Below are 25,574 nucleotides of genomic sequence, written 5' to 3'. Positions count from 1 at the left end.
CCAGGCCGACGCGAAGGGGCCTTTCCCCGCTTCGTATGCGAGGAAAGGCCCCTTCACCACATTCGGCGCAGCCCCTGCGGCGCAGAGCCGGGTACCGCTCAGACGTCCCGGATCGGCGTCTTCACGGTCTTCTTCATGCCGGGGTTCTTCGTCTCCGGCTTCTTCTTTCCGGGCTCCGGTTCCGGCTCGGTGGCCGAGCCACCGATACCGGAATCGATCGCCGCCGTGACGATCAGGTTCCGCTCGTCGGACGAGATGACCTCGCCATCGAGGAGTTCCTGCGTCACGGCCCGCACGTAGGTCACGAACTGCTCGTTCGACGAGTACTCCGACTCGTCGTCGATCACGTCGTTGATCGTGCAGCCGTTCCCGGTGTCGCGGTTCTCGACCTGGCTGTCCGCCGTGCCGAGGATCACCGTGTCCCGGACGTCGGAGTCCGGGCAGGCGTCCGGGCCCGGCGGCGCGGCGACGATGGTGAACGCGCCGCCCTGTTCCGCCGAGACGTTGCCCGCCTTGTCCGACGCGCGGTAGACCAGCGTGTGCGTGCCGAGCGCGGTCACCTTCACCGGCGCGGTGTAGACCGTCCAGGCCCCACCGTCCAATTTGTACTCGATCTTGTCCACACCGGACCCGGTGTCCGTCGCGGTCAGGTTGATGGTCGCGTCTTCGATGTAGGACCAGCTTCCGTCCAGGTCACCGCTCACCACCACCGAAACCGAGGGCGCGGTGCTGTCGTCGCCCTCGACGATGGTGAACGTCGCCGTGCCTTCCGCCGACACGTTGCCCGCCTTGTCGGTCGCCTTGTACTTCACCGTGTGGGCGCCGACGACGGTGAGCGCGAGCGGCGCCGAGTACGTCAGCCACGGGCCGCCGTCCAGCTGGTACTCGACCTTGCCGACCCCCGAGCCGGCGTCGGTGGCCGTGAGGGTCACAGTCGCCTTGCCGACGTAGTTCCCGGCGGTGTCCTTGGTCCCGGTCACCTCGGAGGTCACCGTCGGCGCGGTGGTGTCACCGCTGACGATCGTGAAGTGCGCCATGCCTTCCGGTGAGACGTTGCCCGCCTTGTCCGAAGCACGGTAGGAGACCATGTGCATCCCGGGCGCGGTGACCGCGACCGGAGCGGTGTACGCGGTCCACGCGCCTTCGTCCACTTTGTACTCGACCTTGTCGACGCCGGAGCCGGCGTCGGTCGCGGTGAGCTTCACCGTGGCGGAGTCGAGGTAGTTGCCCGCGGTGTCCTTGGTGCCCGTCACCTCCGCCGTCACCGTCGGCGGCGTTTTGTCGCCCGGGTCGCCCGTGACGACGGTGAACGACGACATCCCTTCCGGCGAAACGTTGCCCGCCTTGTCGGTAGCGCGGTAGTGGACCATGTGCGCACCGGCGGCGGAGACCGCCACGGGTGCGGTGTACGCGGTCCACGCGCCGCCGTCGAGCTGGTACTCGACCTTGTCCACACCGGACTGACTGTCCGACGCGGACAGGTTCACCGTCGCGGAACCGACGTAGTTCCCGGCGGTGTCCTTGGTGCCGGTCACGTTCGCGGTCACCGTCGGCGGCGTGGTGTCCGGGGTCGGCTCGCCGGTGACGACGAACTCGCCCATCATCTTGGTGTGGCCCTGGATCGTGCAGTAGTACCGGTACTTTCCCGGGGTCAGCGTGACCGTGGCTTCGTGCACACCGTTCTTGTCGTCGTAGGGGTTGGCGAGGATGTTGAGGTTGACGTCGTGGTTGTAGCCCGGCGTCGACGTGTCGAACGTCAGCGTGTGCGACATCGTCGAACCGAGCTCTTCGGTGTTCTTGAAGACGATCGTGGTCTCACCGGCCACCGCGGTCGACGGCGCGCTGAGGTAGTGGTCGGTGCTGTCGCCCGCGGTCCATTCCAGGGTCTGGACGGGGGCGGCGGAGGCGGGAGCGGACGAGCCGGGTAACACCAGGCCGGCCAGCGCGAGCGTCGCGGCCACCAGGGCCACGACGAGGGTTCTTGGGGACATCGCAGGGAAACCTTCCGTACAAGGGAGCCCGGCCGGGCACGCGGATCCGCGCGCCCGGCCGGTTTTCGCGCTACAGCTGCCGCACCCGGATGTTGCGGAACTCCATCAGGTCGTTGTCACCGTGGTTCTGCAGACCGATGAACCCGCTGACGAACTGCCGGAAGTCGGTGGACGGGTCGCCCGCCCTCGACGACTGGATCCCCGGCGCGTTCTCGAACTCGTTGATCACGACGCCGTTGCGGATGATCGTGTACTTCTGCCCGACGACCTTGATCTCGTACTCGTTCCAGGTCCCCTTCGGCTTCACGCCCGCCTGGTCCAGCGTCCGCGGGTCGAAGTTGTAGATCGACCCGGTCTTCTGCGGCTCACCGGTGGCCCCGTCGTACAGCTGGACCTCGTGACCGCAGTAGATCGCGACCCAGGCCTGCGACGTCCGAGCCGAACCGACCGTGCCGCAGCTGCCCGGCGGACGCTGCTCCAGCGGGGTGCGCGGATCCGGGAACCGGACGAACACACCGCTGTTGGCACTGCCGGTCGGCGCGATGTCCTTGAACTGCAGCTTCACCGAGAAGTTGCCGAACTGCCGTGCCGAGTACCACAGCATGCCCAGCCCGCCCGACGGGCGCAGTGACCCGTCCGGCTGGATGGCGAACTGCCCGGACGGCGCCTGCGACCAGTTGCGGAACGACTCCGGCGTGCCGTCGTAGATCGCGTCGTAGCCGGTGACGCCCTTGTTGCCGATGGGCGACGCGGCGGCCGCGGCGTTGATCTTGTCCGACTCGGCCGCGTTCAGCACGCCGAGGTCACCGAGCCGGTCCACGGCCTGGGTGACGTGGTTGACGAAACCGGCGTGGGAGGTCCACGTGGAGTCGTCGTCGATCATGTCGTCGACCGTGCAGCCGCCACCGGCGTTGCGGTTGGTCACCCCGGTGTCGGTGTCGCCGATGGTCACCGTGGCGCTGGGATCCGCCACGAGACACCCGACGTTCACCGAGTTCCGCGTGGTCACCGTCTCGCCGTTCGCGTAGGTCACGGTCAGCTTGGCGGTGTACAGCCCGGTGCGCGGGTAGGCGTGCCGCGGGTCGGGCTGCGTCGAGATCGTGCCGTCGCCGAACTCCCACTTGTAGGAGACGCCGCCGGACTTCGACCCGGTGAAGGCCGCGGTCAGCGGCTTGTTCTGCACCATCGTCGAAGACGCCGCCGCGGACGGGGTGGCCTCGCCACCGATGTAGCTGATCTTCAGCAGCTTCTGGTTGTTGGTCAGGGTGAAGAAACCGCCGCCGTAGTCGAGCGCGTACAGCGCGCCGTCCGGCCCGAACTTGGCGTCCATCCACTGGTTCAGCTTGGTGTCGCCACCACCGGTCGGGATGATCTGCCGCACGGTCTCGGCGAACACCGGCGGATCCTGCTTCGCGACGCCGTTCGGGTCGAGGGTGACCGCGATCCGGTTCTGCCCGTTGCTCTGGTCACCGATGAACCACTTGTCGTTCCAGTAGGCCGGCCACGCGACGCCGCTGTTGGTGTTGACCAGTTCGCGGTGGTACGTCGGCCCGGTCATGACCGCCTGGCCGCCGCCCTTGAGGTAGGGCTGCGTGTAGGTGGCCTCGGCCGCGTTGTACGTCGGGACGGAGCTGTTGGGACGGTTGGGGAACACCGGCCCGCCGCCGTCCGGCGCGTACCAGATCATGTTCTTCTTGATCGGCGGCAGGTTCACCAGGCCGGTGTTGCGCGGCGAGGTGTTGACCGGGTTGTCGCAGTCGTACCAGCCGGTGAGGACCGCGGCGTCGGTGCTGCTGCGGTCGCGGTACGGCTGCTTGTTGCCCATGCAGTACGGCCAGCCGTGGTTGCCCGCCTCGGTGATCACCGTGGCGGTCTCGTACTTGGCCGGGCCGAGTTCCGGGCTCGGCGAGGACGCGTCCGGCCCGACCCACGCGGCGGTCAGCCAGTTGGTCTTCTTGTCGACTTGCAGACGCGAGATGTTCCGCACGCCCATCACGTAGATCTCGGGCCTGGTCTTGTTCCCGGGGTCGTTGGCCTCGGGGAACAGGTTGCCCGCCGGGTTGGTGTAGGTACCGTCCGGCTCCGGGTGGATCCGCAGGATCTTGCCGTTGAGGTCGTTGGTGTTACCGGCGGTGCGGCGCGCGTCCTGGAACGAGACGCCCTTGTAGTCCTGGGTCCAGTTGTTGCCGGAGTACCCGTTGGAGCCCTGCGACGAGTTGCTGTCACCGGAACCGATGTAGAGGTTCCCGTCCTTGTCGAAGTCCATGCCGCCGCCGGCGTGGCAGCAGCTGTGGACCTGGACGTCCCACGACAGCAGGTCCTTGCGGGTCGCCTGGTCCAGCGTCTGGTTCTTCAGGTCGTAGGTGAACCGCGAGACCGTGCGCTTGCCGATCCGCTTGTCGATGTCGACCGACTCGTGCGGCATCCAGTAGGCGTACAGGAAGCCGTTCTCGCTGAACTTCGGGTCCAGCACGAGCCCGAGGAGGCCTTCCTCGTTCTTGACCAGTTCGTCGCCGCTGCCGCGGTTGCCCATCACCTTCAGCGTGGTGAGCAGCTTCGGCTTCTTGGTGACCGGGTCCCACTGGTGGATCGTGCCGCAGCCGGCGCCGATCTGGGGGTTGGTCCAGTCGTTCGGCGCGGGCACCGTGTTGCCGGCGCAGGCGGCGCGGCCGATGTAGAAGACCCGGCCGTTCGGCGCGATGGTGAGCCCGTGCGGCTCGCCCATCTGGTCGAGCTGGCCGGGCTGGTTGATCCCGGTCAGCCGTTCGACCTTGTAGTTGGCCGCGATCCCCGCCTTGCAGTCACCGCGCACCATGCCGGTGGTCCACTTCAGCGCGCCCAGGATGTGGCTGCGGAACTGGGCTTCGCCGTAGCTCGCCTCGGTCCGGCCCATGCCGGTGTAGAAGGAGCGGCCGCCGTCGTAGTCGCGGCACCACGAGATCGGGTGGAAGGCGCCGTTCGCGCCGACACCCGGCTTGTAGGTCGACTCCTCGACCTGCGCGACCGTGTGCACGGTGCCGACCGGGTTGACCTCCCAGTTGAGCCACCGGTCGGTGCGGACCCACTTCTGCGGCAGACCGGCGGTGGCCGGGTTCGCCTTGTCGAGGACGTCGACCGTGGCCTCGGCCGGCGGGGCCTCCGGCGGCGGCGGGGTGGTCGAGTTGTCCTTGTACAGCTTCCAGTCGGCAAGCTGGATGAGCGGTTCACCGGCGTTGGCGGTGATGTTCAGCCGGTAGTTCGCGTACGCCGTGGTGTTGGTGAAGGTGAACTTGCGGCTCACGAACCGGTCGGCGAACGTCTCGTTGGTGCGAGTGTCCAGGTCGGTCCACGTGGTCCCGTCGTTGGAGCCCTGCAGGGTCCAGCTCTTGGGGTCACGGCCGGGGAAGTCGTTCGCCGAGACGAGGTCGTAGCTGCTGACCGCGACCGGGGCCGCCATCTTGTAGGCGACCCAGCCGGTCGGCTGGAAGGCCAGCCACTTGGTGTTCTCGTTGTTGTCGGCGAGCTTTTCCTTGCTCTCGTTGGGCGCGTTCTCCGCGCTCGCGGTGACCGACGCGACCGCCTCCGGCGTGGGACGCGCCCCCACCGGACGGGCACCGATCAGCCCCGAGAACCACTGCGAACCGTCCTGCGCCCGCGCGGCGTCGGACAGGCCGAGGAAGCCGCCACCCGCCTTCATGTAGTTCTGCAGCGAGGTTTCCTGGTCGCGGTTGAGCGTGATTCCCTGCGCGGACAGGAAGACGACGCCGCGGTACTTCGCGAGATTGGCCTGCGTGAACACCGCGGGGTCCGAAGAGGACGAAACGGAGATCCCGTTCGCCTGGCCCAGGCTCGCGATCGCGTCCGTGGCGCGCAAGACGGGGTCCTTCTGGTCCGCGGCGGTGCCGTGGAAGACCAGGACGTTGATCGGGACGTTCGTCGCGGCTTCGGCGGTCACCGGTGCGATGGCCAGCGGAAGCCCGGAGGTGACGACGGCCCCGACCGCGAGCGCGGCCAGCGACCGTCTGCGGAGCCGGCGTTGCGAAAATACTCGTCTCAAGTTCTCGCTCCTTTCAGGACTAGTGGTGGTGGGCCGAGGCGCCGGTGGCGTTCGGCGTGGCCGTGGTGTGCTGGTGCCCCTTGAAGCGGTCGATCGCCTCCTGGGCGCCCGCGGGCATCCCGCCGTCGGCGTTGCGGACCAGGAACACCCCGGACATGCCGTCGTCGGAGTGCTGCTGGACGTGGCAGTGGTACATCCACGCGCCCGGCCCGACACCGTCACCGGCGATCACCTGGAAGCCGAAGGAGTTGCCGGGGTCCAGGGTCTTGTTGTCGACGATCGGGGCGTTGTCGGTCGCGCTGGTGAGCATGCCGGTGCGGGTGTCCGCCCAGCGGTGCGCGTGCAGGTGGAAGGTGTGCATCAGGTTGCCGTGCCCGATGCAGATGAACTCGACGCGTTCGCCGAGGTTCGCCTCGAAGATCGGCGTGTTCGGGGCGACCTGGTGGTTGACCCACATTTCGGTGAACACCACGGTGAACTGCTTGCTGGGCAGCAGATCCCCGCGTTTGCGCACGATCAGGCCGCCGTAGAGGCCCTTCATCAGGCCCGCGGTGCCGTGGTCGCCGCCGAACGCGTGGTCGTGGTAGTGCCAGTACCCCGCGCTGCCGGGCATCCAGAAACCGTTGGCCGTCTGGTAGGCCGTCCGGGTCTTCCAGGTGTAGGTCTTGGTCTCGTACGGTTTGTTGAAGGAGTCGTTGAACGGCGAGCCGTCCGACTTGGTGTCGTAGTTGACGCCGTGCGGGTGGATCGACAGCCGCTGGTCGGTGTTGTTGACCAGCTCGATCACCAGCGTGTCACCCTCGTAGCATTCCAGGAGCGGCCCGGGGATCGTCGGTTTCCCGGGCTCCAGCCCGTAACCGACCCGGGTCGAACCGGGAACGTAGTCGGCGTAGACGGTGATGTTGCGGGTCATCCCGGCCGCGGCGGCCGGTGCCGATCCCGCGCTGGCCGACACCACGACCGGGGCGATGACCCCGGCCGCGGTGCCCGCCAGCATCGATCTGCGGGACAGCCCGCGTTTCATCTTGTCCATTGTGGATTCCCCAGCTAGAAGCGGACGTTGCGGAGATAGGTGAATCCGGTCTGGGCGGTGCTCAGGGGATCCGTGGGGTTGTCGTGCTCGACGATGTATTCGGCGAGGTGGGGACGGGTGTGGCGGAAGATGCGGGGGAAATCGATGACGCCCTTGCCGGGGTCGACCATCTCGCCCGCCGCGGTCCGGTCCTTGACGTGGTACTGCACCACGCGCGGACAGTGCTGCCGGTACAGGGAAACCGGGTCCATCCCGCCTTCCACCGCCCAGAACAGGTCGATCTCCAGGTGCACGTACCGCGGGTTCGTGTTCCTGGTGAGCACGTCGTACGGGCGCACGCCGCCGATGGGCGCGAACTCGTGCGCGTGGTTGTGGTAACCGAGCGGGATACCGGCCTGACGGAACTTCCGTGCCGCCGTGTCCATCCGGCCGGCGAACTGCTTCCAGCCGTCGATGGTGTCGAAGTTCGCCCACGGCACGTTGGCGCGGGTGTTCCCGAGGATCTTCGCGTCCGCGATGGTCTTGTCGAGGTCGCCGTCGATGCCGACGTGGGTGGACGTCGCCTTGATGTGGTTCTTGTCCAGCAGCCCGCGGAACTCCTGCGCCGTTCGGCCGTAGGTGCCCGCCAGTTCGACCTTCCGGTAGCCGATGTCCGCCAGCGCGGACAGGGTTCCCGGCAGGTCGGCCTGCAGCGCGGTGCGCAGGGAGTAGAGCTGGATGCTGATCTTCTCCACCGGGACCCGGCCCCGTCCGTGGTGGCCGGCTCCCTGGGTCTCCGCCTCGGTGGCGGCACCGGCCACGCTCGGCAGGGCTACCGCCGCGCCGACCGCGACCGCCGCCGTCGCCGCGCCGCGCAGGAGCGCCCGCCGGGAGTGGAACTGCTCAGCTTCTTCACCGCACATGAAACCGCCCTCACTTCTGGTTGCTGAAAGCCGCGTCGAAGGCCGCCGACGGCTTGTCGAACAGGAGCCCCCGCAGAAAGGTCACGGCCTCCGCCGCGCCCCGGAGCCGGTCCATGCCGGCGTCCTCCCACTCCACCGAGATCGGACCGGCGTAGCCGATCGAATTCAGTGCGCGGAAACAGTCCTCCCAGGGCACGTCACCGTGCCCGGTCGAAACGAAGTCCCAGCCGCGTCGGGGATCTCCCCAGGGGAGATGCGAGCCGAGCCGTCCGTTCCGTCCGTCGAACCGCTTCCTGGTGTCCTTGCAGTCCACGTGGTAGATCCGGTCGGCGAAGTCGAGGATGAAGCCGACCGGGTCGAGGTCCTGCCAGATGAAATGCGAAGGATCCCAATTCAGCCCGAATGCCGGACGGTCGCCGACAGCTTCGAGCGCACGTTTCGTGGTCCAGTAGTCGTAAGCGATCTCCGACGGGTGGACCTCGTGGGCGAACCGCACGCCCACCTCGTCGAAGACGTCGAGGATCGGGTTCCACCGGTCCGCGAAGTCCTGGTAGCCGTCGTCGATGACCGCCTGCGAGACCGGCGGGAACATCGCGACGTACTTCCAGGTCTTGGAGCCGGTGAAGCCGATCACCGTGTCCACGCCGAGTTTCGCCGCCGCACGGGCGGTGTCGGCCATCTCCTTCGCCGCCCGCTGCCGGACGCCTTCGGGCTCACCATCGCCCCATACCCGGGCGGGGATGATGGCCTGATGGCGTTCGTCGATCGGGTCGTCACAGATGGCCTGGCCGACGAGGTGGTTGGAGATCGCCCACACCTTGAGACCGTGCTCGGCGAGCAGCTTGAGCCGTCCGGGCACGTAGTCCTCTTCGGACAGTGCGCGGTCGACCTCGAAGTGGTCGCCGGAACACGCGATCTCGAGGCCGTCGTAGCCCCATTCACTGGCCAGCCTGCACACCTCGGTGAACGGGAGATCCGCCCACTGGCCGGTGAACAGGGTGATCGGACGGCTCATGCTTGCTCCTCGAAGGTGATCGCGTCGACGTCGAACAAGCCGCCGGAACCGCCCTTGAACACGAGGAACAACGGGCCGGTGCCGCCGGGGTCGGTGATGGCGGAAGCCGGGATGTCGGCGTAGGTGTCCCAGCCGCCGGTGTTGGCGACGGTGACCGTCTGGACCAGCGGTCCGTCCACCGCGCCCGAGTGGACCTCGATCGTGCCGCCCGCGCCGCCGGACGAGACCCGGTAGCCGATACCGCTGACACCCACGAGGTTCACCGGGTCGAATTTGATCCAGTCACCGGATTCGATGTGGCCGACGCGTTTGCCGCCACTGGCTCCGGCGTGCGCGACGACCTCGATGCCGCTGGACTGGGTGTAGAACTCGGCCTGCTTGAGCTTGGGCTGAAGGATGGACTCCGCCTCGCCGGTGAGCGCGGGCACGCCGTTTCCACCGTTGTCGGTGTAGCTGGCGTTGATGACGCCGAAGACGTTGGCGTCCGCGCCGTGTCCTTCGTCGGCGGGCGTGGCGATGGTGCCTTCACAACCGGTCGCGCGGCTCAGCGGATGCCCGTGGCCCTCGTGGCCGAGGATGTATTCGACGGTCACCTTGGAGCAGTCGATCGGGTTGTCCTCGGCGTCGGTCACCTCGACCTTGAACGGGACCATGTCGCCGAAACTGAACACGCTGCCGTCGACCGGTGTCTTGAGCGTGACCACCGGCGCGGTGTTGCCGACGGTGACCACCACGCTCGCCGAACCGGTCAGCCCGGTCGAGTCGGTGACCGACAGCTTCGCGGTGTACTGACCGTTCGCGGCGTAGGTGTGGGAAACCGGGGTGGCCTCGGTGGAATCGGTCGTGCCGTTCCCGTCGAAGTCCCAGGCGTAGGTGAGCGCGCCGCCGTCGGGGTCGTTCGTCCCGGCCGGGTCGAACTTGACGGTCAGCGGGGCTTGGCCGGACGTCTTGTCCGCGGCCACCTGGGCGACCGGGGTGCGGCGGCCCTTGGTGTAGTCGATGCGATAGACGGCGGATTCCTTGGAACCGCCGAAGTAGCCGGTGCCGTAGTCGAGGACGTAGAGCGCGCCGTCCGGGCCGAACTCGAGGTTCATCGGGCGGACGAGGTCCATCGAGTCGAAGAACGGCTTGATGGCGCCGCGTTCACCGTTCGGGCCGACGGTGATCTCCTTGATCCAGCCGCGTTCCCATTCGTAGGCGAAGGTCTTGCCGTTGAAGTACTCGGGGAACTTCGTCTGCGACGGGTTCTTCGCGTCGAACTGGTAGACCGGGCCGCCCATCGGCGACTCGGGGCCGGTGCCGAACTCGGGCACCGAACCACCGTCGTAGGGGATCCACGCCTTTTCGACCGGCGGCAGCTCGGTCAGTCCGGTGTTGCGCGGGCTGGTGTTCTTCGGCTTGGCGCAGTCGAAGGCCGCGCCGGACTCCTTGGTGGCGAAGTCGTAGTCGATGAACGGCTGGTTGTCGCCGACGCAGTACGGCCAGCCGAAGTTGCCGGGCTTCTTGATCAAGTTGAACTCGACCGTGCCGCCGGGACCGCGCTTCGGATCCGCAGCGCCGGCGTCAGGACCGTAGTCGGCGAGGTGGATCCAGCCGGTCTTGCGGTCGACGGCGAACCGGAACGGGTTGCGGAAGCCCATCGCGTAGATCTCGGGCTTGGTCTTGGCCTTGCCCTTGGGGAACAGGTTGCCCTTGGGGATCGTGTACTTGCCTCCCGCGCCGACCTTGATCCGCAGCACCTTGCCGCGCAGATCGTTGGTGTTGGCCGAGGTGCGCTGCGCGTCGTACACCGGGTTGCGGTCGGCGCGCTCGTCGATCGGGGTGAAACCGTCGGAGGCGAACGGGTTGGAATCGTCCCCTGTGGACAGATAGAGGTTGCCCTTGGCGTCGAAGTCGATCTCGCCACCGGCGTGGCAGCAGATGCCGCGTTCGGCCGGGACCTGGAGGATCTTCTGCTCGCTCGCGAGGTCGAGCTTGTTGTCGGTGCCCAGCTTGAACCGCGAGAGCTGGTTGTAACCCTTGAACGGCTCGAAGTCGGCGGGGGTACCGTTCTCCGGCGCGTCACCGGCCGGGGTGTTCAGCTTGGGCGCGTAGTACAGGTAGACCCAGCGGTTCTTGGCGAAATCCGGATCGATGGCGACGCCCTGGAGGCCGTCCTCGTCGTGGTTGTAGACGGGGATCTGCCCGGCCAGCGACGTCGTCGCCGAGGAGCTGGTGTACCAGACGCGGCCATCGCGCGAGGTGTGGAGGACGTCGCGATTGGGCAGCACCGAAAGCGCGATCGGCTCGCCGGTCTTCTCCTCGCCCTTGGCCAGGGTGATCTGGTCGAAGTCCGCGTCGACCGGGTCTTCCTGGGTCTTGGCGCAGCCCGCCTCGCTCAGCTTGGTGGCGTACTTGATGCCACCCGCCAGATGCTTGAGGAAGGCAGGCTCGGCGTAGGAGGCCTTGGTGTGCCCGCCGCCGGTGTACCAGGAGCGGCCACCGGAATTCTCGTGGCACCAGGCGATCGGGTGATCGCCCATCGCGCCGTCCCCGGGCTGGTAGCTCTTCTCGTCCAGGCTCGCGAGCACGTGGACGTTGCTTCGCGGGTTCTCGCGGTAGTTGTACCACTCGTCGGTGCGCGGCCAGGTCCCCGGAAGATCCACAGTGGACACATGGTCGTGGTCTTCGACCTTGACGTTCGCCTGCTGGATCTGCGGGTGGGACTTGAAGTACGCCCCGACCAGCTCGCCGTACCAGGGCCAGTCGTACTCGGTGTCGGAGGCGGCGTGCACGCCGACGTACCCGCCGCCTCCCTTCACGTACCGCTCGAACGCGGCCTGCTGGTCCGCGTTCAGCACGTCACCGGTGGTGGAAAGCCAGACCACCGCGTTGAAACGCTTGAGGTTCGCGTCGGTGAAGGCGGCCGCGTCCTCGGTGTCCTCCACCGCGAAGTGGTTCTGTGCCCCCAAATCCTTGATCGCCTTGATCCCGTCGGGGATCGAATCGTGCCGGAAGCCCGCGGTCTTGGAGAACACGAGCACCGTGGCCGCTTCGTGCGCCGATGCGGTCTGCATCGGTAGCGCGACGCCTGTCAGAGCCGTGACCATGGATGTGACGAGCACACCCAGTCGTCGTTTCAAAGACATAGCTGTGGCGATCCTTTCGATGAGCGGCGGCGATCAAGGAAGGACTTGCGGGTGGGGCTTTCCTTTCTGGCGGTGGTTCAGCTCGCCGGCCCGGAGCCGAGTCGAGGTGTTGCGAAAGCCACTTTCGCAACGTTGAAGGTTGCGAAAGTGGCTTTCGCAACGTCGGTGGCGGCGGGAGCGGGCGACCATGTCCCGAAAGCCACTTTCGGGACATCAGACGTCGCGAAAGTGGCTTTCGCGACACGCACCGACCACACCACCCCGCCACCTCCTCTACTTCAGGCCTTGCAGCGACAACAACAGCGGATGTACGTCGGTCGCCCCCACACGGCCGGACGGTTCGAACGCCGGATCCGAGCAGAGCAGCACGGGACCGTCCTCGCCTGCATCCGGCAGCCGCCCGTGCGAGCCGCGCACCCAGCGCGGATCGGTCGGGACGACGTCCATCGCGTACCGGAGCCCGGCGAACTTCTTCGCCAGGTTGAGCCCGGCCCGCGCCTTGGCGAACTTGTCCTCCGGGTCGAAGAACAGCTCGGCCGGGTCGTAGCCCGGTTTGCGGTGGATCTCGACGCCGCGCGCGAAGTCGGGCTTCCGCGCGTCGTCGAGCCAGTAGTAGTAGGTGAACCAGGAGTCCGGCTCGGCGACCGCGACGAGTTCGCCCGCGCGTTCGTGGTCGATCCCGTAGCGAGCCTGCGCCTCGCGGTCGAGCACCTCGTCGACGCCGGCCAGCTCACCGACGATCGAACGCACCCGCTCCAGATCAGCGGAGTCGCGGACGTAGACGTGCGCGACCTGGTGGTCGGCGACGGCGAACGCACGCGATGCCCACGGGTCGAGGTACTCCATGCCCGCCTGGGTGTAGACCTCCAGCAGACCCTCGCGCCGCAGTGCCCGGTTGATGTCGACCGGCCGGTGCACGTTGGTGATCCCGTACTCGCTGAGCGCCACCACGGTCGCCCCGGCGTTGCGGGCGTCGTCGAGCAACGGCGCCAGCGCGTTGTCCAGTTCCCGCGCGGCCTGCCGTGCCTGCGGCGCGTCGGGTCCGAAGCGCTGCAGGTCGTAATCCAAGTGGGGCACGTAGGTCAGCAGCAGATCCGGCCGCTTCTCCCGCAGGATCTGCCGCGACGCCCCGATCACCCACTTGCTCGACTTGAGCGATGCCGTCGGGCCCCAGTACTGGAAGAGCGGGAACTCCCCCAGCGCGCCGGTCAGCTGATCGTGCAGTTCCGGCGGGCGCACGTAGGCGTCCGGCGACTTGCGGCCGTCGGCGTGGTAGATCGGCCGCGGGGTCACCGTGACGTCGGTGCTCATCCCCATCGCGTACCACCAGCAGACGTTCGCCGACGTGTAGCCGGGGTGTGCCGCCCTCGCGGTCTCCCACAGCTTCTCGCCGCCGACGAGCCGGTTGTGCTGGCGCCACAGGAAGATCTCGCCGAGCTCGCGGAAGTACCAGCCGTTGCCGACGATCCCGTGCTGCGCGGGCATGAGCCCGGTGAGGAACGTCGACTGCGCGCTGCAGGTGACCGCGGGCAGCACGGTGCCCAGTTCGGCCTGCCAGCCGTCGCGGGCGACGGCGGACAGTTTCGGCATGTCCCGCAACGCCTTCGGGGTCAGCCCGACGACGTCGATGACGACCAAGGGTTTCACGCGGACGCCCCTTCCTTGACGAGGTTCGCCTGTGCCCACTCGAGTTCCGCGGCGATCCCGCCGACGAGGTCGTCCGCGCCCGGGAGCACGCTCCAGGTGTAGGTCTCGACCTCGATATGCGGTTCGCCGGGCAGCCCGGCGGCGACGGCGCGCAGGACGTCGGTCGTGGTGGACAGCGGCGCGGCCGGCGCCTGGTGCAGCGGCATGTGGAAATGCACGCGCCACGGCCCCTCCCCCGGCAGGTCGGTCCACGCCTCGGGAAGGTCGTCGGCCTTGCGCACGACACCGCCCGAAAACTCGCGGACCTGGTGCAGGTACCGCGGTTCGGTGAAGGCCGCGAGCGCATCATGGGCTTCGGCGGGATCTTCGACGTGCAACGCGGCGGAAGCCTGCACCTTCACGATGTCCACATCGGACTCGGCGATCGCCTTGAGCGTCTCCGCCGGGTCGGCGAACGACACCGCGAGGTGGCAGGTGTCCAGGCACAGCCCGACGTACTCCGGGTCGACGCGGCCGGAAAGCCAGCCCAGCGCGTCGGCCACGGTGTCGAGCACGCAGCCGGGTTCGGGTTCGACGGCCAGTTTGATCGGCCGGTCACCGATCGCCCGCACGACTTCACCGAAGGCTTCGGCCGCGCGGCGGTCGTCCGATTCGGTCCACGGTTCACGCCAAGCCAACGGCAGCGTCGATATGCTGCCGTAAGAAGCATCCTCGGCGAGGAGATCGGAGAGCACGTTCACACAGTCGATCGTGTACGCGACCCGGTCCGGATGTGTCCACTCAGGACGGTAAACCGCGTGCTTGACGACGTCGTCGTGGAAGCCGCCGTACGGGAAGGCGTTGAGCGTGTACACCGACAGCCCGCGGGCGTCGAGTTCGGCACGGAAACGCTTGCGCGCCTCGGCGTCTTCGGCGAGCCCGCGCGCGACCGGCGCGGAAAGCCACAGCCCGACGCCGAGCCGATCGGCGCCCAGTCGCTCACGCACGGGGAGCGCGTACCGCTCCAGCTGCGTGACGATGCCGTCGACGTCTTCGGCCGGGTGGACGTTCGTACAGTAGGAGATCATTTGCGGGCACCTCGCAGCACCGAGTTGCCCTCGAACGTCACGGCCTCGCCGGTGAACCCGGGCAACGGGTCGAGCGTGAGCCTGCCGCTGAGCCCGTAGAAGTCGACCGGGTTCTGCCACAGCACCTTGTCGACGTCGGCCTCGGTGAACCCGCCGTCGAGCATCGCCTGCCCGGTCTTGGCGGTCTTCAGCGGATCGGACCGGCCCCAGTCGGCGGCCGAGTTGACGATCATCTGGTCCAGCCCGTATTGGCGCAGGATCTCGACCATCCGGTGCTCGTCCATCTTGGTGTCCGGGTAGATGGAGAAACCCATCCAGGCACCGGAATCCTTGACCAGTTTGACGGTGACCTCGTTGAGGTGGTCGACGACCACGCGTTCCGGGGCGACGCCGGCCTCGCGCACGACGTCGAGTGTGCGCTTGGTGCCTTCCAGCTTGTCGCGGTGCGGGGTGTGCACCAGGACGGGGAGGTCGTGTTCCAGCGCCATCGCCAACTGCCGGGAGAAGACCTCGTCCTCCTCCTTGGTCATCGAGTCGTAGCCGACCTCGCCGACCGCGACCACACCGTCCTTCGCCAGGTACCGCGGGAGCACGTCGAGCACCTCGCGGCAGCGGGGGTCGTTGGCCTCCTTGGGGTTCAGCGCGATCGTGCAGTGGTGCCGGATGCCGAACTGCGCGGCACGGAACCGTTCCCAGCCGATGAGCGCGTCGAAGTAGTCGGTGTAGGAGCCGACGCTGGTACGCGGCTGCCCCAGCCAGAACGCGGGTTCGACCAGCGCGCGGACACCGGCCGCGTACATGGCTTCGTAGTCGTCGGTGGTCCGGGAGGACATGTGGATGTGGGGATCGAAGATACGCATTGGCTCAGTTCTCCTTGAGCAATGAGAGGGCGTCGGCGGGTACGTCACGTCCGGCCGCCCTGCGTTCGTCGGCGAAATCGGCGAGCATTCTTCGTAGCTCGTCGTCCGCGCGGGAAGTGAGGTCCGCGACGGCGGCCAGCGGCACCCCGACGAAGACGCATTTGAGGACGCCGTGGCGCCACGTGTGGTCGTCCAGGAACCGGGCGAAGGCGCCCATGGCGGCGGCGACCAGCCTGATGTCGTTGGCGCGCAAGGCGTCCTCGACCAGTTTGATCCCGGCATCGGTGACTTCGGCCCCCGGCGACTCCAGGCCGTTGAGTGCCCGCAGGACCCCGCGCCGCTCGGCGTCGTCGCCGTAGCGGTAGAGATCGCGCAGTTCCGCGGCCAGCGCCGCGTCGTCGAGGACGTCGGCCAGCACCGACACGAGCCGGATCCGCGCCCGGTCGTCGACCGTGCCGTGGACCAGCCCGCGCGGATCGGTGTCCGGGCGCAACGCCTCACGCCCGACCTCGCGGCCGACGGCCGGGAAGATCGAGCCGATCACCGACGGCTTCTCCCGGATCCGGCGTTCCGCCTTGGCCTGCCACGTCTGCGGCATCGCCGCGGTGAGCGCCTCGAAGGCCCGGCGCGCGGTGTCCGGCGCGGCATGGCTGTGCCGGGGCAGTTCGACCGCGGCCAGCCCGGTGTAGCCGATCTCCGCCAGCGCGGCGAGCGTCCCCGGCAGATCCAGATGCCCGTCCCCGAACTCCAGATGCTCGTGGACCCGCGGCAGCATGTCGTCCAGCTGCACGTTCCACAGCAGCGGACCGGCGAGGCGGACGCATTCGGCCGCGTTCACCGGCTCGACGGCGACACAGTGCCCGACGTCGAGCGTGACCCCGAAGAGGTCCGGCTCGCCGAGTTCCTTGCGCAGGTCCAGGACCTGGCCCAGATGCTGCACGAGGTGGCCGGGCTCGGGTTCCATCGCCAGCCGCACGTTCAGCCGCGCGGCGTGCTCCAGGACCGCCGCGACCCCTTCACGCAACCGCGACCAAGCCAGGTCGTTGTCCACAGTGGACACGCCGGACCAGAACGACACACAGTCCGCGCCGAGGTCCCCGGCGATTTGCAAAGCCCGTGCCAAGAAGTCGATCCGCAACGCGGGATCGTCCGAAAGCAGCGTCGGCGAGTGCTTGCGCCACGGGTCGAGCAGGTACCGCGCGCCGGTCTCGATGACGACCCGGTTCAGGCCGAGCGACGAAAGCCGGGAGGCCACGTGGTCGACCTGCCGCGCCAGATCGTCGGCGAACGGGTCGAGGTGATCGTGGTCCAGAGTCAGCGCCACCCCGGTGTAGCCGAGGTCGGCGATGATCGCGAGCGCGTCGTCGAGGCGGTGGTTGGAGAAGCCGTTGGTGCCGTATCCCAGAGAAAACGTCATGTGGGGCTCACCTTCCTCGACAGCTTGCGGGCGATCGGCAGCGCGGCCGCGACCAGCGCCGCCCCCAGTACCGAGCCCTTCGCCGTGACCGCCGCCTGCAGCGGGACCATGCCGTGGATGCCGGATTTCGTCGCCGAGCGAACGGACTTCGCCGACGGGTCGCGGACGGCGTCCGCCTGCGCCCGGCCGACCAGGCCCGCGTAGCCCGAACCGGCCGCCATCGAGGCCGCGCGATGCCACCCGCCCCTCGCTGGTCCGGTCAATGCCAACGTTGTCGCCGCGCAGCTGGTGGCCAGCGCCGCCCGGGCGGTCGCCGGGTTCGCGCCGTGCACTTCCCCGGTGGACAACGCCGTGACACCGAGCGTGTGCACACCCACCGCCGCCGCGGCCGTGGCCGCCTTCTCCGGCGAATCACCGGCACCCAGCAGGACGTCGAGCGTGCGGCAGGCCGCCATCGCCACCGGTCCGGCCGGGGTCGGCTTGAGCACGGTGTCGTAGGCCCACACCGCGCCCGCGAGCGGGACCGCGACGCGCATCGCCCGGCGGCCGCCGCCGAGCGCCGCCAGGCCGAGTCCGGCGGCGGTCAGCGCGGCCCCGGTGGTGAGCGCCGCGCCCGCGCTCACCCGCCCGGACGGGATCGGGCGCTCGGGCCGCTCCACGGCGTCGAGCTTCCGGTCCGCCCAGTCGTTGAGGGCCATACCGGCCCAGTAGAAGGCGACCGACGACAGCGGCAACAGCAGCCGTCGGCCGGTCATCTTGAGCCCCGCGGCGGCGGATCCGGCGACCGTGTCGCCGAGCACCGTCAGCGCCGCGGGCGCCCGGACTAGTTCCACATAGGCCTTCACAGGTCGGCCGCCCAGGTGACGAGGCGGGCGGTCTGCTCGGCGAAGCGGTGTTCGTCGCTGCCCAGCGGATCCTTGAAGAAGAACCCGAGTTCGGTCAGCGCACCACTCTGGCCGTCGGCGTGCGCCGCGGTCACCAGGCGAGCGAGGTCGAGGATCAGCGGTGCCGCGAGCGCGGAGTCGTAGCCGGTCCAGGTGAACTGCAGGCTCATGCGCGCGCCGAGGAAACCCTCGAACGACACGTGGTCCCACGCGGTCTTGATCTCACCGAGGTCGGGCACGTTGTCGATGTGCAGCGGCGCGGTGACGTCCTCGCCGAGCAGCGCCGCGAGCCCGCGCGCCTTGGATTCCAGCTTGCTGTTCGCGGTCACCGGGTCGGCGAGGGTCTCGCCGTCGCCGCCGCCCAGCAGGTTGGTGCCCGCCCAGGAGCGGACCTTCAACGCCCGCGCGCTGAACATCGGCGCGAGGACCGTGCGCAGCAGCGTCTCGCCGGTCTTGCCGTCGCAACCCGCGTACGGCAGGCCTTCCCGCTCGGCGAGCTCACGCAACGCGGGCAGGGTGATCCCCGCGGACGGCGTGAACTCGACGTACGGGCTTCCTGCCTTCAGCGCCGCGTAAGCCGACAGGGAACTCGACGGCAACACCGCCCGCGCCGGGTCGGCGAGCGCCGCTTCCAGTGCGTCGAGGTCGTCGTGTTCGGGCAGGTGGGGACACGGGGCCTCGGTGGAGGAAACGTTGACCACGACGACCCGCGCCAGGTCGTGCCGGTCGGCGAAAGCTCGGATGTCCGCCGTCAGCCGCGCGGCCGCGTCCGCCTGGGCGCCGGTATGTGCCGCCGGGTGGTATCCGTCGCGGATCTCGGCGTCCACCTCGGCCAGCCCGGACCGGACCGCGGCGAACACCGCGTGCCCGAACACGCCGGCGTGCGCCAGCTGCTCGGCCCGCTTCTCCAGCGGCGTATGCGCGATGTCGTGCCCGCCGAGGACCAGATCGTCCCAGCCCGGCAACGGAACCCCGGCGAACGCGGGCAGCTCGGTGACGCAGCCGCCACCGCCCGTCACCCCCGCGCGCAGCGCGAGGAGCCCTACCGCGGCGGTAGTGGCGACAGACCCCCTCGCCCCGATCAACCAGATGCCCGTACGCTCGTGAGCAGGCATTTCCTCCACCTTTCCCAGCCCGAGAACACCAACCTCCGATGGTCGGATGTTTCGGATCGAACCAAGTCGCAGTGACAGTCGTCATGCGACTTTCGGCTGGATCTCTCGCTCAGTTACGCCCTTTCGTGGTGACGCGGGGCACAGCGGTCCAGCGCGCTTCGTCGGACGCGCTGTGCTCGACCGCGGCCAGGACCTGCTGAACCCGCAACCCGTCCTCGAAGGACGGTTCGGGATCCGTGCCGTCGCCGATCGCGGTGAGCAGATCGGCGACCTCGTTGGTGAAGGTGTGCTCGTAGCCGAGAAGATGCCCCGGCGGCCACCAGACCCCGACGTACGGATGCTCGGGTTCGGTGACCAGGATCCGGCGGAACCCCGCCTCGGTGGCGGGCTGGCCGCCGTCGAAAAAGGACAGTTCGTTCATCGACTCGAAGTCGAACGCGAGGCTCGCCTTCGACCCGTTGATCTCCAGCCGCATCGCGTTCTTGCGGCCCAGTGCGAACCGGGTCGCCTCGAAACTCGCCACCGCGCCACCGGTGAACCGGCCGAGGAACAGCGCGGTGTCGTCGACCGTGACCTGCCCGGTACCGCCGTCACCGTCCGGCCGCTCCTTGACGAAGGTGTTGGTCAGCGCGGAAACCCCGGTGATCGTGTCGCCGGTGACGAACTGGGCGGCGTCGACGATGTGCGCGCCGAGGTCACCCAGCGCGCCGGAGCCCGCCTTGTCCTTGTGCAGCCGCCAGGTCATCGGCGCCCGCGCGTCGGACAGCCAGTCCTGCAGGTAGACCGACCGCACGTGGCGGATCTCGCCGAGTGCCCCGCTCGCGACCAGTTTCCTGGCGTGCGCGAGCGCGGGCACCCGGCGGTAGTTGAACGCCACCATCGACCGGACGCCGTTGGCCCGCGCCTTCGCCGCCGCCTCGGCCATCGCTTCGGCCTCGGCGAGGGTGTTGGCCAGCGGCTTCTCGCACAGCACGTGCTTGCCCGCTTCGAGCGCGGCGATCGCGATCTCGGCGTGGCTGTCGCCCGGCGTGCAGATGTCGACCAGGTCGACGTCGTCGCGGGCGATCAGCGCGCGCCAGTCCGTCTCGACGTCTTCCCAGCCGAACCGTTCCGCCGCGGCCTTCGTCCGCACCTCGTCACGGCCGCCGAGCACGGCGAGTCGCGGGATCAGCGGTGGCGTAAAGAACCGGTGCACGCTGCGCCACGCGTGCGAATGCACCGCACCCATGAACGCGTGGCCCACCATGCCGATCCCGATCGTTTCCTTTGCCGTGCTCATGCCCCTCCTATGTCTCCGCTTGCGTGTGTCGGGTACGCGGGTTTACGAGTCGAAGCCGACGTCCATGTACTTGTCGACGTTCTCCTTGGTGACCACCGCGGAGTACGTGGTGATCTCGGCGGGGATCTCGTGCTCGGCGAAGTCGCCGGCTCCCTTGCCCTGGCCGAGAAGCCGTGCGAGCGAGATCGCCGAAGACGCCATCGACGGGCTGTAGAGCACGGTCGCCTTCAGCGGCTCGGCGTCGGACTTGATCAGGTTCATCGCGTTCTTCGATCCCGCGCCGCCGACCATCAGGAAGTCCTTGCGGTTGGCGTTGTTGATCGCCGCGATGACGCCGACGCCCTGGTCGTCGTCGTGGTTCCACAGAGCGTCCAATTTGGACGCCGACTGCAGCAGGTTCGACGTCTGCTGCTCGCCCGACTCCGGGGTGAACTGCGCCGACACGCGCGGACCGACCGTGAAACCCTGACGGGTCAAGGCGTCCTTGAAACCCTTGCTGCGTTCCTGGGTCAGCGGCAGCGAGTCGATCCCCGCGACCTCGCCGATGACCGGGCTGGCGATGTTCTTCGCCTTCATCTGCTGGGCGATGTAGTTACCGGCGTTGACACCCATGCGGTAGTTGTCGCCGCCGATCCAGGTGCGGTACGCCAGCGGGGTGTCGAAGACGCGGTCCAGGTTGATCACCTGGATACCGGCGTCCATCGCCTGCTGGCCGACCGCGGTCAGCGCCTTGCCGTCGAACGGCAGGATCACCAGGACGTTGACCTTGGCGTTGATCAAGGTCTCCACCTGGGAGATCTGCTGGTTGACGTCGTTGGTGCCCTCGGTCGCGTTGAGCGTGACCTCACTGAACTTCTGCGCCTGCGCGCGGGCGTTCTTGGTGATGGCCGCCATCCAGCCGTGGTCCGCGGCGGGCGCTGAAAACCCGATTGTCACTGGACTTCCGGGCTGCGAGTTCGCCCCGGCGTTGGCCACGTTGGCCGCGTTGTTCTGCGCCGGTGCCTCGTTCGAGGTGCACGCGGTCAGCAGCGCGCCCGCTCCGACGGCCGCGCCTCCCAGCAGGAAACGGCGGCGGTGCAGGGATTGTTCGGTCATGACGATTCTCCATCCACGATGATCAAGTGCTCGTCTTCGTCTTTTTCACGGAGCGGAACTGCAGTAGCGCGGCCAGGACGATGATCACGCCCTTGGCGATGTTCTGGATGTCGGTGTCCAGGTTGTTGAGCGTGAAGATGTTGGACAGCACGGTGAAGATCAGCACGCCGATCAGGGTGCCGATGAGCGAACCGCGGCCACCGGTGAGCAGCGTGCCGCCGATGACGACCGCCGCGATGGCGTCGAGCTCGTAGAGCATGCCGTTGGTCGAAGCGCCCGCGGTCGTGCGGGCGACGACCATCAGCGCCGCGATACCGCAGCACAGACCCGCGACGCCGTAGACGAGCGCGGTGTGCCGCTTGACGTTGATCCCCGCCAGCCGCGAAGCCTCGGCGTTGCCGCCGACGGCGAAGGTGCGGCGGCCGAACGTGGTGCGGTTCAGCACCACCCAGCCGATCGCGAACACCAGCGCGAACATCCAGATCAGCACCGGGATGCCGAGCAGGTCACCGCGGAAGAAGTCGAGGAACCCCGCTTCCGACACCACCTGCGTGCGGCGGCCACTGATGCGTTCCGCGAGACCGCGGGCGGAGACGTACATCGCCAGTGTCGCGATGAACGGCACGATCTTCCCGTAGGAGACCAGGATCCCGTTGATCAGCCCGCAACCGAGGCCGACCAGAAGTCCGCAAAGGACCATCACGAACGGTCCGTAGGCCTGGGTGGCCAGTGTGGTCAGCCAGACACTGGAGAGCGCCACGATCGACCCGACCGAAAGGTCGATACCGCCGGCGATGATCACGAACGTCATCCCGACGCTGACCACCCCGATCGCCGCGGCGAGCCGCAGGATCGTGGAGATGTTGCCGTCGGTGAAGAACTGGTCGGGCCGGGTCACCTGGCCGACGATGCACAGGATCACCAGCACCCCGGTCAGCCCCAGCAGCCGGGGGTCGGCCGTGAACTTTCGCTTTTCCTTGGGTCGTACAGGTTCCACGGCGGGTCCCGTACGCACCGATTCGGCTTGGTCGGTCACGCCGCACTCCCCTCGAGAATCACGTCGAGCACATCCGCCTCTGTCAGCTCCGCAGACGGCTTTTCAGCCAGGACACGTCCTTCACGCAGCACCAGCACCCGGTCGGACAGTCCGAGTACCTCGGGGATCTCGCTGCTGACGAGCACGATCGCGACCCCGGTCGCGGCCAGCTCCTCGATCAGCCGGTACAGCTCCGCCCGCGCGCCGACGTCGACCCCGCGCGTCGGTTCGTCCAGCAGCAGGACCCGGCAGCCGCGGACCAGCCAGCGGGCCAGCACCGCCTTCTGCTGGTTGCCGCCGGACAGCGTGCGGATGACGCGGTGCGGGTCGGCGGGCCGGAGATCGAGGCGCCGCAGGCTTTCCCCGGCGTCGTCGAGTTCCCTGCCCCGCTCGGTGAACCCGAACGTCGCGTACTTGCTCAAGCTCGCCAGGGTCACGTTGTGCACGACCGGCAGGTCCAGCAGCAGCCCCTGGCTCTTGCGTTCCTCGGGCGCCAGGCCGATCCCGGCCTTGACCGCCGCGGACACGCTGCCCGGCCGGACCGGTTCGCCGTCGACCGACACCGTGCCGGTGTCCTGCTTGCGCGCGCCGAAGATCGTCTCCAGCAGTTCGCTGCGTCCCGAGCCGACGAGTCCCGCGATCCCGACGACCTCCCCGGCGTGCACGGTGAAGTTCACGTTCTCGAACTCGCCGACGGTGGTCAGGTTCTCCACCTTGAGGACCTCGTTGTCCGGGTCCACGTGCTCCTGGTGGCGCGGGCCGAACACGGTTTCGACCTTGCGGCCGGCCATCAGCGCGACGAGGTCGGAGGTCGGCGTCTCCTTGGCGTCAAGGCCGGTGGAGACGGTCTTGCCGTCCTTGAGCACTGTGACGCGGTGGCCGATCCGGCGCAGTTCTTCGAGCCGGTGGGAGATGTAGACGATCGCGACACCTTCGGCGGTCAGCTCGCCGACGATGCGGAACAGGTTGTCGACCTCTTCGCCCGCCAGCGCGGCGGTGGGCTCGTCCATCACCAGCAGCTTCGCGTCGTAGGCGAGCGCCCGCGCCATCGAGACGAGTTGCTGGCCAGCGGCCGAGAGCTTGCCGACCTCGGTCGACGGCGCGATCTCGGGGTGACCGAGCCGCGCCATCAATTTCGCGGCCTTGTTCCGGGACTCGCTGATCCGCGTGAACCCGAACGTCGCGCGCTCGCGGCCGAGGAAGATGTTGTCCGCCACGGAAAGCCCGGGCACCAGATCGAGTTCCTGGTACATGGTCGCGATACCGATCTTCAGCGCGGCGACCGGCGAGGGCAGCGTGACCGGCTGGCCCTGCCAGAAGATCTCGCCGCCGTCGGGGCGGTGCGCGCCGGCGAGCGTCTTGATCAGCGTGGACTTGCCCGCGCCGTTCTGGCCGAGGAGACAGTGCACCTCGCCGGGTTCGACCTCGAAGTCGACGCCGTCGAGCGCACGCACCCCCGGGAAGGTCTTCACGATCCCCCGGACGGAGAGCAGGGTCATGCCGGAGCCTCCTCGGTCTCGAAAGGAACTAATGTCGGGTCGGCGAAAAGCCGTTCGGTGGCGAGATGCGCGGCACCGCGCAGCGGGGCGGTGGTCCCCAGCGGGGACGGCTCGACGCGACAGGTGGGCTCGTGACCGAGCGGACGCGCGGACAGTTCGCGGCGCACCGGCTCGACCAGCCACTCGCCCAGTTCGGCGAAATAGCCACCGAGCACGACGACGTCCGGGTCGAGCACGTCGACCACAGTGGACACCGCGATGCCGAGCGCGACCCCGAGCTCCGAGACCGCCGCGACCGCGCGCTGGTCACCGCGCTGGACGCGGTGCTTGAGCAGCCCGACGCGGCCGTCGACGCCCAGGGCGGGATCGTGCAGCGGGTCGCCGGGTGAAGCCGCGCCACGCAGGACCGCGTTGAGCCCGGCCTTGGTCTCCAGGCAACCGACCCGGCCGCACTGGCACTGTTCGCCGGACGGATCGACGGCGATGTGCCCGACCTCGCCCGCGAAACCCCTGGCGCCACGCAGGATCGCGCCGCCGGACACGAGCCCGCCACCGACGCCCGTGCCACCGCTGAGGTAGAAGAGCTCCCGTACGCCCTGGCCTGCTCCGGCGACGGCCTCGCCGATCGCGCCGAGGTTGGCCTCGTTGTCGACCGCGATGGCGTCGGCCGGCAGACCGAGCCGGGCGGCGAGGAGGTCGGCGATCTCGGCGTCACGCCAGCGCAAGGTCGGCGCGAACCGCAGCACGGCGGCGGCCGAATCGACCAGACCGGGCACCGAGACGGTGACCCCGACCGGCTGGTCGTCGAGCAGCACGGTCCGGGCGAGGAAGGCGAGTTCGTCCATGCTCCGGTGCAGGCCGAGCGCGGCGACGTCGGCGGTCTCGGCGCGTTCGGCGACCACGCGGCCGTCGAGGTTGGTGACCACGGCGGCGAAGCGATCGGCCTCGACACTGAGCGCGAGCCCGCGGGCGCTCGCGCCGTTCAGCTCGACCAGCTGGCTGGGCCTGCCGTTGCCGCCACCCTGGAGACCGGCGGAGCGGACGAGACCGCGTTCGGCCAGCTCGGTGATCAACCCGGAGACGGCCGCCTTGGTGAGTCCGCAGCGCGCCGCGAGCTGGGTGCGCGAGAGCGGCCCCGCGCGCAGCGCCCGCAGGAGCGCGGCGAGGTTCGAGGTGCGCTTCCCCGCCGAGAACCCATCGGCACCGTTCGCGGTGCGTGGGCTGACCGGGTCGAGCTGCCCGGGTTCAGTCGCGGCCACACTGCCTCATCAGACGACGCCTCACTTACGAATCGGCCGTAACAAACTTTGTTACTTAGCCAGCGAAAGTAGAGTGGCGCCTGTCACCCGTCAAGGTGACAACAGGACAGAAATGTCGACTAAAGCCCTCCGTCACCCGATTAGCCGTCTCGATTCGCGCAGACTTTCGTACGTTTCGAGCGAAAGTATGTACGATCTTGACGTTACTAATCGGAATCAGGTGGATGCCCAACGTGCCGCCGGATGCTCCCTCAGCGCTCCCCCACACCCGCTCCCGCGCGCTATGAACGGTCCGTTCCTTGCAAATTTCG

General features: G+C 68.4%; 17 protein-coding genes. All 17 read right to left on the bottom strand.

What is annotated here, in order from left to right; translation table 11 throughout:
* Nucleotides 1-98: 98 nt before the first annotated feature.
* Nucleotides 99-1,991: an OmpL47-type beta-barrel domain-containing protein gene (locus ACOCEP_RS18320; RefSeq protein WP_482338678.1), complete on the bottom strand. Its 1,893-nt coding sequence runs from the start codon at nucleotides 1,989-1,991 to the stop codon at nucleotides 99-101.
* 70 nt (nucleotides 1,992-2,061) lie between these two features.
* Complete coding sequence (locus ACOCEP_RS18315; RefSeq protein ID WP_482338676.1) at nucleotides 2,062-6,027, bottom strand: ThuA domain-containing protein; 3,966 nt, start codon at nucleotides 6,025-6,027, stop codon at nucleotides 2,062-2,064.
* Nucleotides 6,028-6,046: 19 nt separating this feature from the next.
* Nucleotides 6,047-7,060: a multicopper oxidase domain-containing protein gene (locus ACOCEP_RS18310; RefSeq protein ID WP_482338674.1), complete on the bottom strand. Its 1,014-nt coding sequence runs from the start codon at nucleotides 7,058-7,060 to the stop codon at nucleotides 6,047-6,049.
* 14 nt (nucleotides 7,061-7,074) lie between these two features.
* On the bottom strand, nucleotides 7,075-7,962 hold the full coding sequence (locus ACOCEP_RS18305) for a sugar phosphate isomerase/epimerase family protein (RefSeq protein WP_482338673.1): 888 nt from the start codon (nucleotides 7,960-7,962) through the stop codon (nucleotides 7,075-7,077).
* Nucleotides 7,963-7,972: 10 nt separating this feature from the next.
* Nucleotides 7,973-8,977 (bottom strand): sugar phosphate isomerase/epimerase family protein, encoded by a 1,005-nt coding sequence (locus ACOCEP_RS18300; protein ID WP_038518461.1) that lies wholly within the window; start codon nucleotides 8,975-8,977, stop codon nucleotides 7,973-7,975.
* Nucleotides 8,974-12,066, bottom strand: a complete 3,093-nt coding sequence (locus tag ACOCEP_RS18295; RefSeq protein ID WP_482338671.1) for a ThuA domain-containing protein — start codon at nucleotides 12,064-12,066, stop codon at nucleotides 8,974-8,976. The genes ACOCEP_RS18300 and ACOCEP_RS18295 overlap by 4 nt, the downstream gene beginning before the upstream one ends.
* Before the next feature lie 312 nt (nucleotides 12,067-12,378).
* Entirely contained in the window at nucleotides 12,379-13,752 is a 1,374-nt protein-coding gene (locus tag ACOCEP_RS18290; RefSeq protein WP_482338670.1) for an alkaline phosphatase family protein, read from the bottom strand.
* A complete protein-coding gene (gene eboE, locus ACOCEP_RS18285; protein WP_482338668.1) occupies nucleotides 13,749-14,819 on the bottom strand; it encodes a metabolite traffic protein EboE in 1,071 nt (356 codons plus the stop codon). Before eboE ends, ACOCEP_RS18290 begins: the two co-directional genes overlap by 4 nt.
* Nucleotides 14,816-15,679, bottom strand: a complete 864-nt coding sequence (locus ACOCEP_RS18280; protein WP_482338667.1) for a TatD family hydrolase — start codon at nucleotides 15,677-15,679, stop codon at nucleotides 14,816-14,818. Before ACOCEP_RS18280 ends, eboE begins: the two co-directional genes overlap by 4 nt.
* A 4-nt stretch (nucleotides 15,680-15,683) precedes the next feature.
* Nucleotides 15,684-17,096, bottom strand: coding sequence for an EboA domain-containing protein (locus ACOCEP_RS18275; protein ID WP_482338666.1), 1,413 nt, complete (start codon nucleotides 17,094-17,096; stop codon nucleotides 15,684-15,686).
* Nucleotides 17,093-17,941, bottom strand: coding sequence for an SCO3242 family prenyltransferase (locus ACOCEP_RS18270; protein ID WP_482338665.1), 849 nt, complete (start codon nucleotides 17,939-17,941; stop codon nucleotides 17,093-17,095). Before ACOCEP_RS18270 ends, ACOCEP_RS18275 begins: the two co-directional genes overlap by 4 nt.
* Nucleotides 17,938-19,095 (bottom strand): inositol-3-phosphate synthase, encoded by a 1,158-nt coding sequence (locus tag ACOCEP_RS18265; protein WP_482338663.1) that lies wholly within the window; start codon nucleotides 19,093-19,095, stop codon nucleotides 17,938-17,940. Before ACOCEP_RS18265 ends, ACOCEP_RS18270 begins: the two co-directional genes overlap by 4 nt.
* Nucleotides 19,096-19,204: 109 nt before the next feature.
* Nucleotides 19,205-20,374 carry a Gfo/Idh/MocA family protein gene (locus tag ACOCEP_RS18260; RefSeq protein WP_482338661.1) on the bottom strand — a complete coding sequence of 390 codons (1,170 nt, stop codon included), beginning with the start codon at nucleotides 20,372-20,374 and terminating at the stop codon, nucleotides 19,205-19,207.
* Nucleotides 20,375-20,416: 42 nt separating this feature from the next.
* A complete protein-coding gene (locus ACOCEP_RS18255; protein WP_482338659.1) occupies nucleotides 20,417-21,469 on the bottom strand; it encodes a substrate-binding domain-containing protein in 1,053 nt (350 codons plus the stop codon).
* A 22-nt stretch (nucleotides 21,470-21,491) separates the two neighbouring features.
* The gene (locus tag ACOCEP_RS18250) at nucleotides 21,492-22,466 is read right to left on the bottom strand and encodes an ABC transporter permease (protein ID WP_482339760.1); all 975 of its coding nucleotides are present in this window, start codon (nucleotides 22,464-22,466) and stop codon (nucleotides 21,492-21,494) included.
* Between the two features lie 35 nt (nucleotides 22,467-22,501).
* Nucleotides 22,502-24,004, bottom strand: a complete 1,503-nt coding sequence (locus tag ACOCEP_RS18245) for a sugar ABC transporter ATP-binding protein (protein ID WP_482338657.1) — start codon at nucleotides 24,002-24,004, stop codon at nucleotides 22,502-22,504.
* On the bottom strand, nucleotides 24,001-25,263 hold the full coding sequence (locus ACOCEP_RS18240) for an ROK family protein (RefSeq protein ID WP_482338656.1): 1,263 nt from the start codon (nucleotides 25,261-25,263) through the stop codon (nucleotides 24,001-24,003). Before ACOCEP_RS18240 ends, ACOCEP_RS18245 begins: the two co-directional genes overlap by 4 nt.
* Nucleotides 25,264-25,574: the final 311 nt, after the last annotated feature.

This window comes from Amycolatopsis sp. CA-211722 (genome assembly GCF_056828465.1).
The sequence above is the reverse complement of the archived record's forward strand: the minus strand, read 5'-3'. Positions and strand labels throughout refer to the sequence as shown.